Raw genomic sequence first — 13,912 nt, 5'->3', positions numbered from 1 at the left:
ACGACTGAAGGCATTCCTTTCCACATTTGAAACATGTGTAATCGTACAGAGGCGTGCCATCCTCCTTCCTGGGTTCTCCGCACAATCGGGAGAGGTACATTGCGGGTGTTTGGATGAGTCTGTTCATTCGGGCTTATTTTCCCGTCCTGGGTCACGGAGGCGTAGAACCGTGGACGATTTCCAGAGAACGGCGGTCTTCCCACTCTGCGACAATGTGAGCCATTTCATTTAAGCGGTGAGCAGCACATCCAAAAATGGTTGGGAAAATACTATTGTTGGAGCCAACTGTGAAAAAGAAATTTTTCATTCGTCCATGTTGCGTTAATTTTCCTAGCGAATGTGTGTGAAGGCTGTTTCCGAACCTTGGTTCTCCGGTAATGCAATTTTAGATCCTTGGTTGATAGGGGGCTAATTGCCGGATATAGTCGATTACCTTCCGAATCTCCTCTGAACTCAATCGATCCCACCAACCATGCATGGGGCTAAAGACCAAGCCCCAAATAACGCTCGCACGAAGGTCCAACTCGCTTTTGCCTGTGGATTCCGGAGAATGGAAATCTGTTGGGGGCACGATTAATGTGGATGAATCCGGGCCCCTTCCGTCGCCCGCCTTCCCATGACACCGGAGGCAATGCAGACGGTAAATTGTTTCTCCCGCAGAGATCATAGTGGTCTGCTGAGCCCGGACTTCTCCAGGCCATAGCAAGATGCAGACACAACTGATAACGGGTATGACCAGACTGAGAAGGCCTTGTTTTTTTTTCATCGGGTGAATTTAGTAAGTTTCATGGAAATGCGATCCTGTCGCATCTTGCAACACCCTTTCTTTTTTTTATGGACCCAAATGGCAACACTTTTCGTATGCTCACTTTTCACTTAGTCTTTTTGCTCTAATCCCAAACCTACCCATGCCCGTAAAAGATCCTGCCGGGTCAGACATCCTATCACTACACCATTTTCTTCTACTGGAAGTACCAGAAAATGATGGCCTTTCATGATTTTGACAGCCTCCGCTAATGTGGTGGAAATAGGAATAGCGATAGGGTCCGGCACCATAATCTCCTTTGCGGTTAATTGGCTGACATCCCGCCCCGCTTCCAGCACGGCTAGCACATCAAATTGGCTGATGAACCCCACACAGTGCCCGTTAGGATCGACAACCGGCGCGCCTGGTAAGGAAGATGTGAGAAGTTCTTGTGTTATGGCCAATCCATCCTGATCGTGATGAAAACGGAAATCATGGAGTGTAGCGATTTGTTGGATTGTTCTGAGGCCGACAGTGGCGACCGCATGAAGACCCATGTGATCCTCCTCTCTCTTTCACTCATAACCCCAAAAAAAGTCTTTTTACAGAGATGGAGTGAATGAAAATTTAAACGGTTTGAGACGAAATCAGGTATGACTTCCATCTCGAATATACAACTTTCCAACCTCCAGAACTGTTCCGTCACTTAAGGTGATTGATAAAAACTCTTGATTCTTCATGAGAGATTTGACTTCCCCGGACCATCTGGATGGCTCAACAGACACGATTGTTTTTCCACAAATTTTTACCTTTAGCCGTTCTACGTTATCTTGTTTCATGTGTTGGCCTCTATCTTGGAATGGGTGAAACGTGTGCATGTGATTGTTTCCGTAAGCACCATGAAACTCGAACCTTTGCTCCTACATGAGTTGAAGCAAGCCTCGTGCCTTTATGGACAACCTCTCTCTGTTGTCATCCCGCCGGTTGTCAGCGGTGAATTATCCCCAATGAAGACCTGAGGAATGCCGGATGATCACAGGCGGTCATGACAGATTTTTTTCCTTTTCCCCGTCAGTCGTGAAGAAAGGTATAAAGGTATATAAGTTGCATTTCCGTTCTCTGGACATTATTCACACTGTTTGGGATGGTTGTTCATGGAGATGTGTGACCGCGAATGAAGGGATGAAGAAAGTAGACCAGTGATTTCCTCTTTTTTGATCAGTCAATGAAATGGGTGTTTCACCCAACAATTACCAGGAGGAAGGGTGTATGAGTTTGGAAAGTAAATCAGGTTCCGCGTGACCGCCCCATGTTCCATGGTGAAATGGATTTCTCTTGGAGTCCTATGTGTGTTGATGGCTCTCACTGTGGCGAGTGTTACCCTGGGTGTGGAAGCGCCTACCGTGGTGGTCAGAGGCACCATCGATGAGATCATCCGACTGGTGAGTGACGAAGGCCTCAAGATGCCGGATCAAGAGGACCATCGTCGGAAATTGTTGGAGGAAACCATTGGGCAATATTTTGATTTTGAGGAGATGGCCAAACGATCACTGGCGGCCCACTGGAGAAATCGAAGTGAGACCGAACATCAAGAATTTGCCACATTGTTTCAAACGCTTCTTTCGAAAACCTATGCAGGAAAAATTGAGAACTATTCCGGAGAAACGGTCCAGTATCTCAAGGAACGGCTCAAAGACTCCTTTGCAGAAGTGCAGACCACCATTGCGTCAAACAAAACTGAAATCTCTCTCGATTACCGGCTCCTTCTGAAAGACGGCAACTGGCGGGTGTACGATGTGGTGGTCGATGGGGTGAGTCTTGTGAAAAATTACCGGGTTCAATTCGACCGCATTATTCGGGATTCCTCCTACGAAGAATTGGTGAAGACCTTGCGAGACAAGTCCAGTGACATTACCGCTCCCTGAGGGATTCCTAGGATGAAGACCCGTATTCTGATTCATCAGGCACCAGCCGTACCGGTCGACGCGCAACCACTTGAAATTGTCGAACGGAAAGGCAAGGGACATCCCGATACGATTTGTGATGCCATTGCTGAAGCTGTGTCCATTCAACTGTCCAAGGCGTATCAAGAAACCTTTGGTCGTATTTTGCACCATAATATCGATAAATGCCTGCTGGTGGCCGGTCAGGTAAAACTGCACCTGGGAGGTGGTCGGGTCACCCACCCGATGCGCCTGATCCTTGGGGACCGGGCTTCCTTCGGTGTTCCGGGGAAAACGATCCCTGTGTTCGACATCGCCGTTGAGACGGCGCGCGCGTGGATCAAGAACCATTTGCCCCATGTGAATCCCTATACCCATATGAAGTATCAAATTGAATTGCAACCGACTTCCACTGAACTCGGTGCGATTTTTGAACATGGAGCGGGGGTACTGCCTGCGAACGATACCTCAGCCGGAGTTGGGTATGCCCCGCTCACCCCCACCGAGCAATTGGTGGTGGACCTTGAACAGTATGTAAACGGGCCACGATTTAAAGGGGTATTTCCGGAAACCGGTGATGATGTCAAAGTCATGGCCGTTCGCATGGATAGGATGCTGTCACTGACGGTGGCCATGCCGTTTCTTGCCAGGCGGATCACCACAGAAAAAGCTTATTTTGCTCGAAAGGCGAAGGTCCTTCAGAATGTGGAGCGCTTTATTCATGAGCAACCTCATTCCTGTAAGCGAGTTGACGTGGTCGTGAATGCGCTTGATCGCCAGGGCCAAGGACTAAAGGGCATGTATCTAACACTGTTGGGAACCTCTGCCGAGCAGGGAGATTCCGGACAGGTGGGGCGGGGGAACCGGATATCCGGGGTCATCGCGCTGAATCGACCGATGAGTGGGGAAGCAGCGGCCGGGAAAAACCCTGTGAGCCATGTCGGGAAAATTTATAATGTGTGGGCTCGTGAACTAGCTCTGAAGGCGTATGCACAGATACCCGGAGTTCGCGATGCCACGGTATGGATGGTCAGTCGAATCGGTGCACCGGTGAACGAACCACTGGTTGTCTCGGCTCAGGTCGGGGTGAACAGAGGATATTCACTAAAGCGGATCTCGGGAGAGGTCCAGGAACTGATCAAACATGAGCTGGCCGACATGGAACATTTTTGTGAGGCCTTGGCCACAGGGCAATTCCGGATATGCTGAGGGCCATCATGAAAATAATCGAATTGGTATACGCGACGAGATCACATGCTCATCAGGTAGATTCGGCAGGATGCATGATTGATTGACAACACATTGGTTGAATGTCCACTTCATAACGGAACCTTGGAAGAAGGTTCCCGTCGGATTAGCGGGTTTACCGCCACGTGCGTGCTGGTCAGTAGTGTGGTGGGCACCGGGATTTTCACCACGACAGGTTTTATGGCCCGGGACATCGGGGACCCATGGCTGATTCTTCTGGTATGGGGAGCGGGCGCGTTACTGGCTCTCATGGGGGCGATGTGTTACAGCGAGCTAGGCGCAGCATTCCCTTTTGTCGGGGGAGACTATGTGTATCTTCGGGAAGCCTACCATCCCTTTTTCGCATTCCTGAGTGGGTGGGCTTCATTTACCGTGGGCTTTGGAGCCGCCATTGCCGCAGGCGCCATGGGATTTGCCTCCTATGTGGTCCAACTCATCCCAAATGAACCGTATTCCACTCTCCTGATCAGGGGATTTGCCTTGGCCTTGATTTGGAGTCTGACTGCGGTTCATGTGGCTGGCGTTGGCCCTGGCGGGCTCCTTCAACAGCTGTTCACCGTCTTAAAAGTTGGAGCAATTCTGCTTCTCATAGTTGGGGCCTTCACGGTAGGCCATGGTGATTGGGAACATTTGGTCATGCCCCCGGGAAAGCCGGATGTCGGACTGGGAACACTGGTGGTGTCCTTTATTTTTGTGACCTATGCCTATTCGGGATGGAATGCCGCAGGGTACATTGCCGGAGAAATACTCAATCCGACCCGTTCTATTCCCCGGACGATGATAGGCGGGACTCTGCTGGTTGGCACGGTCTATGTGGTGCTGAACGTGGTATATTTCTACGCCTTACCGATTCAAGCTTTGGCCGCACCTCCGCTCATGCCGGTGGCGGAAAAAGTCGCGGTGGGAATGTTTGGTCAGGCGGCCGCTCAATTTGTCACTATCATGTTGTGCATTTCCATCGCCGGCGCGGTGAGCGCTATGATATGGACCGGGCCTCGGGTCTACTATGCCATGGCCAGAGACGGGTTTCTGCCGGCCTTCTTTTCGGATACGGAACACCATCATGGCACCCCGGTTCGTTCCATTGTTCTCCAAAGTCTGTGGGTGACCGTATTAGTGCTTTCAGGAACCTTTGAGCAGTTGGTGGTTTACAGCGGAATGGTGATCACCGCCTTCACAGCGCTGACAGTCGGGGCCGTTATCATTCTTCGTCAACGGCGTCCGCAATTAGTTCGTCCCTACCGGGTTCCCTTCTATCCTGTCTTGCCCGTGGGGTATATTCTGATTGCGGGAGTGATCATGCTTTTTCTCAGTGTGGAAAAACCGGTTGAAACCCTTTGGGCCTGTCTGACCCTGAGTGCTGGTATTCCCCTTTACTTCCTGATGAGAAAGCATAATGGAGTATCTGGGGCCAGATGAACATAGCAATCACACAGAGGAGAAAAATACATACACTTGCCTTCTTTGTGATACTTGGTGGAGTATGGTCTATTGGGGCGGGATGTGAAAATGGGAAGCAGGCTATGACCCAGGAGAGCAATCACTCACGACAGGTTGAACGGGATTCGATGGTGGATACCCAAATCGTGGCGGGGGGTGTCACCGATCCAGCTGTTGTCGCGGCCATGCGCCGGGTTCCACGGCACCGGTTTATGCCTGAGTCACATGCGAAAGATGCTTATGGAGATTTTCCACTTTCCATCGGTTATGGGCAGACGATTTCTCAGCCTTTCATTGTTGCGTATATGACGCAAGCCTTGAAGTTGAAGCCGGATGAGAAGGTCCTGGAGATAGGCACGGGTTCCGGGTATCAGGCCGCCATACTAGCTGAATTAGTTTCAAAAGTATTTACCATAGAAATTGTCGAACCACTTGCCGTCAGTGCGAAAAAAACTCTGGCAGAACTTGGCTACGACAATGTGATTGTGCGGTCTGGTGATGGCTATAAAGGTTGGCCGGGCGAAGGCCCGTTTGATGCGATCATTTTGACGGCGGCGCCGAATCATATTCCCGAACCACTCTTAGAACAACTGGCAATCGGCGGGCGTCTCATTCTTCCCGTCGGAGACTACCCTCAACGTCTTCTGTTCATTCGTCGTACTGAGGAGGGATACCAGGAAACCGAGTTGTTACCCGTGGTGTTTGTGCCCATGACGGGCGAAGCCTTAACGAATCCTCCCGTAACCGAGCCTTGACGAACTTCTCCCCCGTTGACCACATTCTTCACTCATAGATGACGAATCCGCCCGCCGGAAGGGTGAGCACAACTGCTTTGCCATTTCTCGACTCAACGGTCGTCTCCTGACCGATCTGCCCCGCATTTGTTGAATAGAGACACGTGAGTGTGTGGCCGGCCTGATGCAGTCCGTCATCAACCGTCACCCAGGCGCTTCGGGGTGCCGCGTTGTCGGTATTCATCGCCAGGAGAATTTCCCGGTCATTGAAAATTCGGGACCAGGGAATCACTGATCGAATCTGCCCACCCAGCATGCGCGGCAGCCCGAAGTCGATCCCATTTCCGGAAATTTCTCTCAGGTATTGTCGACCCCGTCGTAACGCAAGCTTGTTACGGCGAATGCCTAATAGGATCGAGAGTTGCCGGTATGCCGGACTCTCTTCATTGAAGAAATGCCGTTGATGGCTTTGAAAGGCGCCAAATTCTCCTCCGAACATACATTCGCGAATGTATTGATCACTCTGCCCGTGCCCGTCAAAATACTGTTCGCTGCCATAGTACATGCAGGGAATGCCCATCGTGAGGGCGTTCAGCGCAAGGACATTCAAGAGTCCGTCCTGCCCGTCAGGATCAGCACAAAATCTGGCTTTGTTTTCTCCCTTTCGTACTTGATCATGATCATCAAACAGGGTAACCACCCGGTTGCGAAACCAGACGTGGGATTCTTTCTGAACCAGGATGGAGTTCCGGAATAGCTGGAAATACTCCTCCGGGTTGCGATAGCCCTTCACCAGGTATTCCATTTTGTCCGGAATGTCGTCGACGCCAAGTGCGGCATCCAGACCCGTGGTTTCCAACGTTTGAAACGCGCGGGTTCTGCCACCGGTAATTTCTCCAATGAGGTAAAAGTTTTCTTTGCCGATGGATTGGGTGAATTCATGGATCACCGATGCGAAGTACCGGGTGGCTCCCGGGTCCATATGTTTTACAGTATCAACCCGATACCCATCGACGTCCGCAAAGGCAATCCAGAATTTGTACACCTCGGCCAGGGCCTTGAGGGCATCGGACGGTTGATATTGATCAACGTCGCCAGAACCGAGTTGGATATTTTTCAGGTCAAGGAAATCCCCCTCAAGAAATTCAGGTGAAAAATCCCAATTGGTGATATGGCCTTTTCGGGTAAAGGCCTGAGGGTCTTGGAATTCCTGTGGCCAGATGGCCCCATGTGGCCAGGCGGCAGGATGGCTTGCGATGTCGAGTTGTTGGAAGGGGAGAGTCGGTTCTCCAAATTGATCATGGAACCCTTGTACGTCATAGGGTTGGCCATCCCAGCGGGGGTCGTGGAAGATTTGCCCGTTATGTTCGGTCCGATAGCGGTTGGGATTGTAACGAAACACATCTCCCGTGTGGTTGAGGATAATATCCAGAATAACGTAGATCCCGTGAGCGTGAGCGGTCCGGACAAGTGTTCTCAGATCTTCTCGTTGACCGAAACGAGGATCCACATCTAAAAAGTTTTGAATGCCATATCCATGATATGTGTCTTTAAATTTCACCTGTTTGAAAATGGGACTGATCCAAATGGCGGTCACACCGAGACGTTCAAGGTATCCCAGCTTGCTCGTCAATCCGGATAAATTCCCTCCGCAAAACTTCTGTCCCGCTGCCTTCCAATGCGATGCATCCGCATTGCCTGCATCGGTTGACTGAAAGAGGGGAGTCGAGCCACGCCGGACGATGGTCCCGTCATTGCTTTTGTAGCCTTTTTCCTGTCCGTCCGAAAAACGGTCGAGCATTAAAAAGTATAAGACCTGATCCTCCCATGCGGCGGGAGAAGGAAAAAACTTCCGGTCACTGAGAGCAGGCAGATCCACCTCTTGAAGATTCTTTTCTGTCATGACGGACTCCATTGATTGTGTACGGTGGGTATCTCAACGTATGGCTGAAATATGGGTGGCATTCGGGTGCGGTCTGTCAGATGGCCGGTCTGCCGAATTTTGGTCATCTCACAACGCTACCCATTAGCCGCGCGATCGAAGCACAGCGAAGAGAGCATCGGCTTGATGGGCTGGTTATGTATTGCTAAATTCTCTTGATCATTGATTCAAAGATGTTTTCACTTAACTGACCATCATTGCAGTTCCATCTCGTGAAGATACTCCAAAGAGTTCTGCAGAAATGCTTGTAATCTGTGTTGGCTTCCGCAGCCTTGATGGCGTGAATCACTGGACTCAAATTTACAAGGAAATCTTCTACTTTCTCATCATCTATATTCACCGATGATCGAGCAAACTCTATCTCTCTGTTAAGAAAATCAAATTCCCTCGCGGTCTCGTCAAATATATAATCTTGATCATCAACGCTAGTTGCCACTCGATCACCAACGTGATTGGCCATTGCCTATCTTTATAGAAATAAAAAATCGAGCTTACAAATGTTGCCAAACAGGTCGCATACAAGATCGATGAAACAAATTCTTCTCCCTTAAAAACCAAGATTCCAATAAGGGACCCTATAGCCATGGCCAACAACGCAATATCGGTGCTATTGAATTGCAAGACCCCCTTCCTTGATGGGTTTATAACCCATCAAGTGGACTGCGAACACCAGTTGGCTGATGGTTGAGCATATGGGTATCGATCATGTGGTTTTGACCTCGCGATGTCCCAACAACTCTTGGACTGTTCGAAGGTCAAAACCGCTTTCGAGTAAGGTCGTGAAAAAAACTGGTATCGTACTTCTGTGGAAATTTTTCGTTTAGTTGCCGTGGGACTCCCGTCCACACAAAGAGGTTGGCCATAATGAAGAGGATTCTTGAGCAATGCACAAACTTTGTCAAGGATTGATCGGGTGGGCTGATCGGGATCCTTCCAGGCGCGCATTTAGGAAATTTTGGCACGTGCGCGCCTGTATGGCCTTACGTGACCCCAAGCTGTTACCCACACTTCTCCATCCAGCATTGGCCTTTCCGATCACCCTGTTTGGGAAAAGTTTTTTAACTCGATGATGTGTCCCAGCTTGGCTGCTTTTCGATAATACTGGGTGTCTGCGGTGATGAAAAGGGTATCAGGAACATGCAAGGCTACCGCATGATAGAGGGTATCAAACAGATGATGATTGAGTTCCACAGCCAGACGACAGGCCTGCTCATATACGTTTCACTCCGTGGTAATAGGCAACTCCATCGCCAGAAAAGTCTGAAACATGTTGATTGATTGCTTGGGCGCCAATCGAGTCAACACGGCTCCCACTTCTGCCAACCAATGTGGAGGTTGAAGGACTTGACCCTTGCCCTCCTGAATGTCCGTCAACAGCGCGAGGCCTTGTTCTTGATGGGTTTCACCCTCTTGGCCAGGAAGAGCCCATTTCACGGCCACGCTGGTGTCGACCACCCATGTGGTCATGGTCGTCCCTGGGTCCGTGCAAGGCGAATATCCTTGTCCGTCACCCGAGGCGCGTGTTCACGCAATGCGAGTAATTGATTAATGGCTCGTTTGCGGCGCCCAATTCGCTGCTGTTCTTCGATCGCCTGCTGCATCAGTTGGGTCAGCACCGCGCTTTTGTTCTTCCCGGCAAAGACCTTATCAAATTGTTTTTTGACATCTTCCGGAACGCTGAAATTCATAGTGGCCATCAAATCTCTCCATTGTTGAAATTTTCAACAATATTGTGACTCGACGTTTTCACTTGTCAAACCAGGCTCTTACCTCCTCCATCCAACAAATTTCTTGGAATTTTAGGAAAACCAAAATTGGCAGAACGCGTGAGCATCAACGACCGGGAGAGGGAGCCTCTATCACATCTCTGTTGATAAAGGGAGTTAGGCCTGATGCAAACCTGTCGATTCTGATTAATGAATTCCGGCTTTTCCACCAATCGGCTGCCTTACCGGACCGGTTGATCCTCACACGGGACGGCAGCGGCTTAGATGTCCAGACTTGACTGCGGTTGGACCATCTGAGGTGCCCTTGTGGGGATCTAACATTCCACTTCAGCCGTGGCGGCTCAGGTTTGCACCGGGCGCCGCCCGCTGTTACCGCTGGTATGCCAGGCGGCGCTCAGGAGGGGTGGGTGGGGCCTAGATTTCGTCGAGCACTCTCATTGCCGCAAGGTCTCTTTTAATTTCGATGACGTTCTCCGGGATATTTTGGATAAACCGCTTGGGTGATGCCGCCGAAGTCTGGAAACAGAAAAGTACGTACTTATAACAGGAGCTTTGCTTCATAGTGGCCAAGCCGCCCACAGGTGATGCTGGGGTTGAGTTTACTTTTGCTGTTCGCTCCGGAGCTATCATTCTAACCCCAATCTGTCGGAGGAAAAGAATTGAAGAATCCTTGTGATTAATGAATAAGAGTTTTAAAGTAACGTAGTTCTAGAAGATACACAGAATTGGTCTTGCGAATGTCCGTATGACGTTGGAAACTGTAAAGGGCCTCAAAACGTTCCCTGGAGAGTTTGTGGAGGTTCCGTGTTGGCTAAACACGAACACGATCTCTTGTATGGGCAGCAGATAGAGCAACTCTATGCCCTTGCCCCGGTTGGGATTATTGCCTCGCTGGTTAATGGATCAATTCTGACTGTTATTCAATGGAACGTAATCTCACATGGCCTGTTACTTACCTGGTTCGCCGGCATGATCCTGCTCAACGGGGCATGGGCCCTGCTCTGGTATCAATTTAGCCACGCATCTCGACATCCGCAGGATTCCCATCGCTGGGGGCGTAGATTTTTAGGCGGGACCCTTGCCTCCGGCATTCTTTGGGGGACAACCGGTGTCGTACTTTTTCCCGAAAGCTCTATTCCGCATCAGATTTTTTTGGCCTTTGTGTTAGGAGGCATGATTGCCGGCGCGACCGCAGTTTATGCACCCTTGCAAGGCGCTTTTCTGGCCTATGCTCTCCCGACTATTACCCCGCTCCTCGTTCGATTCTTTCTCCTTGAGGATGCACGGCATATGGCCATGGGAGGCATGTGTCTGCTGTTCGTGACAATGATGTTTGTTACCTTGCGACGCAACCATACCGTCGCGTTGGCTTCAATGACCTTAAATCTTGAATTGGGCAAGTCCAACCAAGCGTTACAAAGCGAAATCCGTCAGCGTAAACAGGCAGAGGTGGCTCTTCGGGAAAGCCGGGAACAGTTACATTCAATTGTGCAATCAACCGATGAGGGGATCATTTCATTGAATAGTCAGGGAAAGGTCATGTTGTGGAATACAGGGGCGGAAGCCTTGTTTGGCTTTTCGATGGAGGAGATGAAAGGGCAGACGTTAGAGTGCATTATTCCCGAACGGTTTCGTCTGGCTCATCAACAGGGAATCTTGCGGGCATCGCGAGCGGGGAGAAAGACCGTTGAGGGAGAAATGTTTGAGCTGATGGGACTTCGACGGGACGGCAGCGAATTCCCTCTTGAACTGTCTTTAGGGTATTGGCACAAGCACGGAGAAATATTTTTTACGGGTATTGTCCGGGATATCACGGCACGCAAGGAGGCAGGACGGGCCCTCCAGCATAGAGAGCGGGAACTTGAGCAGAGCCAGGAAGAGCTTCGGGCTCTTGGTGCACAACTCATTTCTGCTCAGGAAGATGAGCGACGCCGTCTCTCCCGTGAATTGCACGATGATATGAATCAACGCTTAGCCATGGTCTCGCTCGAGATTGATTCTATTCAGAGGTCTCTGCCGGAGTCGGATCCGATGCAAAAGACTCTTCAACACCTGAATGATCAAGTGTCTGAGCTTTCCGATAGCGTCCTGCATCTGGCCTATCAGCTTCATCCTTCGATTCTGGATGACCTGGGGTTAGTCGTGGCACTCCAGTCCTCAATTAAAGAATTTTCTCAATGGGAGAAAATTGCGGTCATATTTCAACCCCGGGATGTCCCTCAGTTCCTGCCTCAGGATATTGCGTCATGTGTGTATCGGGTGACGCAGGAATGTTTACGAAATGTGGCGAAGCATGCCCAGGCGTCTCAAGTGTCTGTGGAGGTGAGAGGGGTAGAGGGTGGCCTCCAACTCGTCATTTCGGATAACGGTAAAGGATTCATCCCTGAGTCTGGCTTGCGAGGCACTCGCGGGTTAGGGCTGATCGGAATGAAAGAACGGATTCGTGTGGTGCAAGGCACCTTTGAGGTCAAAGCCTCCCAGGGCAAAGGCACCACCGTTACTGCCTGGATTCCCCTCTCCCCAACAAGTTAACTTCAATTGAGAAATTTTGACTTTCTTCCCAACAAATCTCTCGCTCCATTCAAGCCTATCCTTATTATGTCTGAAATCTTTTGGCAAAAAATGTTCATCGTCACTCCTGGGAGAAAAACGACAGCAAGGGTTGTGCTTAAAGGGTAAAACACTCAGACCTTAGGGTTTTTCAGAGAATTTTGAAAAATTGATAACATCTCCGATGTAGCATTTCGCGCCATCGCCCCCAATGTGGAAGAAATATGATTTTTGGGTAGGGTATCTAAGAGGCGGTAATTTTAAAAAAAATCCCAAGTCCGGGGTTCTAACATGGTTTTTCAAGAAATTAACATGCAGGAGGAAAGTGTATGACGTTGGCCCTGTTGCCAGGCATTCCCATTGCAGCTGGTTTGTCCTAAAGAAAGAACGCCAGGCCCGGCTTTGGTTCTCAAAACCTTTTGATAATCTTCTCACGTAATTTTTACGGTTACCTATGACTGGAACACCTCAAGATAGAGAGCCTCATGTCCTCATCATGGATGATTCCATCATTCGATGTGAAGGATCATGGATCATTTCCCATCTCACAATGCTGAATACGTTACTGACGGAAATCCAGTGGCCGCTGGTGAGAGATCTGGTTTGGGATGTGGTGAATATTCGGGCCATGGATACGGGTGGTGCGATTGTCCTGTATCGGACGATTATGGAGCTTCGTTCCAAAGGACATCAAGTCTCGCTTGAAGGCCTCCGTCCGGAGTTTGAGGAACTGATGCAATTAGTCGCAAGCCATTGGGATCGCGTCCATCCCGCATTGCCTGGAAAAGGGCATAAACAGAAAAATTTCCAATGGTGGGTGTCCCGGCATACCGGCCATATGGTGAAAGCTCTCGCGTTTGTCGGAGAGGCGACGGTTCATATGTTCCGTTCATTCCGACGACCTTCATTAATCCGGTGGAGGGCGTTGTTTCACAGCCTGGACCGGGATGGATATCATGCGTTGCCGATTACCGGGTTACTGGCCTTTCTCATGGGTGTGGTGATTGCGTATCAGGGTGCCGAACAATTGCGTCAGTTTGGAGCCAATATTTTTGTGGTGGATCTCGTCGGCATCTCATTATTTCGTGAAATTTCTCCATTGATCGTGGCCATTCTGATTGCCGGGCGTTCGGGCTCAGCCTATGCCGCTCAGATTGGAACGATGAAGGTGACGGAAGAGTTGGATGCCGTCAGGACCCTGGGACTTTCGCCCATGCAATTGCTGGTACTTCCGCGGGTCTTTGCGCTCGTCATCGCGGTTCCCCTTTTGACGGTGTATGCGGATATTCTGGGAGTCATTGGAGGGGCATTGGTTGCTTCCAGCCAGCTGAATGTCAGCGGGGTGGAGTTTGTGGGTCGATTTGAAGAGTCCGTGGCGCTCCGGCACTTTTTCATCGGGATGGGGAAAGCCCCGTTTTTTGCCGTTATCATCGCCATGGTCGGCTGTTATCAGGGGTTTCAGATCCGGGGTAATGTCGATGATGTGGGAAAGAGAACCACGATTGGCGTGGTCCAAAGTATTTTTCTGGTTATCGTGTTTGATGCGGTATGCAGCATTGTCTTTAGTTGGTGGAATATTTAAC

14 protein-coding genes and 1 pseudogene are annotated in these 13,912 nt (G+C 50.1%); 7 read left to right on the top strand and 8 right to left on the bottom strand.

Going from position 1 to position 13,912, the window contains the following annotated elements:
• Positions 1 to 385: 385 nt before the first annotated feature.
• Together LX98_RS13530 and LX98_RS13525 are read right to left on the bottom strand one after the other, a co-directional pair.
• Positions 386 to 766, bottom strand: coding sequence for a c-type cytochrome (locus LX98_RS13530; protein ID WP_496429399.1), 381 nt, complete (start codon positions 764 to 766; stop codon positions 386 to 388).
• A 110-nt stretch (positions 767 to 876) separates the two neighbouring features.
• Positions 877 to 1,302: a CBS domain-containing protein gene (locus LX98_RS13525; protein WP_496429398.1), complete on the bottom strand. Its 426-nt coding sequence runs from the start codon at positions 1,300 to 1,302 to the stop codon at positions 877 to 879.
• 798 nt (positions 1,303 to 2,100) lie between these two features.
• Here LX98_RS13525 and LX98_RS13520 point away from each other — a divergent pair.
• The 4 genes from LX98_RS13520 to LX98_RS13505 all read left to right on the top strand — a co-directional run bounded on the left by LX98_RS13520 (position 2,101) and on the right by LX98_RS13505 (position 6,131).
• Positions 2,101 to 2,670, top strand: coding sequence for an ABC transporter substrate-binding protein (locus LX98_RS13520; RefSeq protein ID WP_496429397.1), 570 nt, complete (start codon positions 2,101 to 2,103; stop codon positions 2,668 to 2,670).
• A gap of 12 nt (positions 2,671 to 2,682) precedes the next feature.
• Positions 2,683 to 3,897, top strand: coding sequence for a methionine adenosyltransferase (locus LX98_RS13515; protein WP_496429396.1), 1,215 nt, complete (start codon positions 2,683 to 2,685; stop codon positions 3,895 to 3,897).
• Between the two features lie 78 nt (positions 3,898 to 3,975).
• A complete protein-coding gene (locus tag LX98_RS13510) occupies positions 3,976 to 5,355 on the top strand; it encodes an amino acid permease (protein WP_496429395.1) in 1,380 nt (459 codons plus the stop codon).
• A gap of 104 nt (positions 5,356 to 5,459) precedes the next feature.
• Positions 5,460 to 6,131, top strand: coding sequence for a protein-L-isoaspartate(D-aspartate) O-methyltransferase (locus LX98_RS13505; protein WP_496429394.1), 672 nt, complete (start codon positions 5,460 to 5,462; stop codon positions 6,129 to 6,131).
• Between the two features lie 28 nt (positions 6,132 to 6,159).
• On the opposite strand, the gene LX98_RS13500 is transcribed toward LX98_RS13505, so the two are convergent.
• Positions 6,160 to 8,013, bottom strand: a complete 1,854-nt coding sequence (locus LX98_RS13500) for an alpha-amylase family glycosyl hydrolase (protein ID WP_496429393.1) — start codon at positions 8,011 to 8,013, stop codon at positions 6,160 to 6,162.
• A gap of 11 nt (positions 8,014 to 8,024) precedes the next feature.
• Between LX98_RS13500 and LX98_RS13495 the strand changes: the two genes are divergently transcribed.
• Entirely contained in the window at positions 8,025 to 8,201 is a 177-nt protein-coding gene (locus tag LX98_RS13495) for a hypothetical protein (protein WP_496429392.1), read from the top strand.
• Here the strand turns inward: LX98_RS13495 and LX98_RS13490 are convergent.
• From LX98_RS13490 to LX98_RS13470, 5 genes and pseudogenes are all read right to left on the bottom strand, one after another.
• On the bottom strand, positions 8,198 to 8,512 hold the full coding sequence (locus LX98_RS13490) for a hypothetical protein (protein ID WP_496429391.1): 315 nt from the start codon (positions 8,510 to 8,512) through the stop codon (positions 8,198 to 8,200). The genes LX98_RS13495 and LX98_RS13490 overlap by 4 nt on opposite strands.
• A gap of 181 nt (positions 8,513 to 8,693) precedes the next feature.
• Positions 8,694 to 8,839: pseudogene (locus LX98_RS13485) on the bottom strand (tyrosine-type recombinase/integrase); the annotation flags it as partial.
• A gap of 248 nt (positions 8,840 to 9,087) precedes the next feature.
• Entirely contained in the window at positions 9,088 to 9,243 is a 156-nt protein-coding gene (locus tag LX98_RS13480) for a hypothetical protein (protein ID WP_496429390.1), read from the bottom strand.
• A 30-nt stretch (positions 9,244 to 9,273) separates the two neighbouring features.
• On the bottom strand, positions 9,274 to 9,519 hold the full coding sequence (locus LX98_RS13475) for a type II toxin-antitoxin system VapC family toxin (RefSeq protein ID WP_496429389.1): 246 nt from the start codon (positions 9,517 to 9,519) through the stop codon (positions 9,274 to 9,276).
• Complete coding sequence (locus tag LX98_RS13470) at positions 9,516 to 9,749, bottom strand: hypothetical protein (protein ID WP_496429388.1); 234 nt, start codon at positions 9,747 to 9,749, stop codon at positions 9,516 to 9,518. Before LX98_RS13470 ends, LX98_RS13475 begins: the two co-directional genes overlap by 4 nt.
• An 837-nt stretch (positions 9,750 to 10,586) precedes the next feature.
• Here LX98_RS13470 and LX98_RS13465 point away from each other — a divergent pair.
• Together LX98_RS13465 and LX98_RS13460 are read left to right on the top strand one after the other, a co-directional pair.
• Complete coding sequence (locus LX98_RS13465; RefSeq protein WP_496429387.1) at positions 10,587 to 12,311, top strand: PAS domain S-box protein; 1,725 nt, start codon at positions 10,587 to 10,589, stop codon at positions 12,309 to 12,311.
• A 514-nt stretch (positions 12,312 to 12,825) separates the two neighbouring features.
• Complete coding sequence (locus tag LX98_RS13460; protein ID WP_496429386.1) at positions 12,826 to 13,911, top strand: MlaE family lipid ABC transporter permease subunit; 1,086 nt, start codon at positions 12,826 to 12,828, stop codon at positions 13,909 to 13,911.
• Position 13,912: the final 1 nt, after the last annotated feature.

Source organism: Nitrospira marina (assembly GCF_059568365.1).
The sequence above is the reverse complement of the archived record's forward strand: the minus strand, read 5'-3'. Positions and strand labels throughout refer to the sequence as shown.

Excerpts from the sequence above, each read along its gene's own strand:
- LX98_RS13475 (WP_496429389.1), bottom strand. The coding sequence starts at position 9,519 with ATGACCACATGGGTGGTCGACACCAGCGTGGCCGTGAAATGGGCTCTT.
- LX98_RS13515 (WP_496429396.1), top strand. The coding sequence starts at position 2,683 with ATGAAGACCCGTATTCTGATTCATCAGGCACCAGCCGTACCGGTCGAC.
- LX98_RS13520 (WP_496429397.1), top strand. The coding sequence starts at position 2,101 with ATGGCTCTCACTGTGGCGAGTGTTACCCTGGGTGTGGAAGCGCCTACC.
- LX98_RS13490 (WP_496429391.1), bottom strand. The coding sequence starts at position 8,512 with ATGGCCAATCACGTTGGTGATCGAGTGGCAACTAGCGTTGATGATCAA.
- LX98_RS13525 (WP_496429398.1), bottom strand. The coding sequence starts at position 1,302 with ATGGGTCTTCATGCGGTCGCCACTGTCGGCCTCAGAACAATCCAACAA.
- LX98_RS13530 (WP_496429399.1), bottom strand. The coding sequence starts at position 766 with ATGAAAAAAAAACAAGGCCTTCTCAGTCTGGTCATACCCGTTATCAGT.
- LX98_RS13505 (WP_496429394.1), top strand. The coding sequence starts at position 5,460 with ATGACCCAGGAGAGCAATCACTCACGACAGGTTGAACGGGATTCGATG.
- LX98_RS13460 (WP_496429386.1), top strand. The coding sequence starts at position 12,826 with ATGGATGATTCCATCATTCGATGTGAAGGATCATGGATCATTTCCCAT.
- LX98_RS13500 (WP_496429393.1), bottom strand. The coding sequence starts at position 8,013 with ATGACAGAAAAGAATCTTCAAGAGGTGGATCTGCCTGCTCTCAGTGAC.
- LX98_RS13470 (WP_496429388.1), bottom strand. The coding sequence starts at position 9,749 with ATGGCCACTATGAATTTCAGCGTTCCGGAAGATGTCAAAAAACAATTT.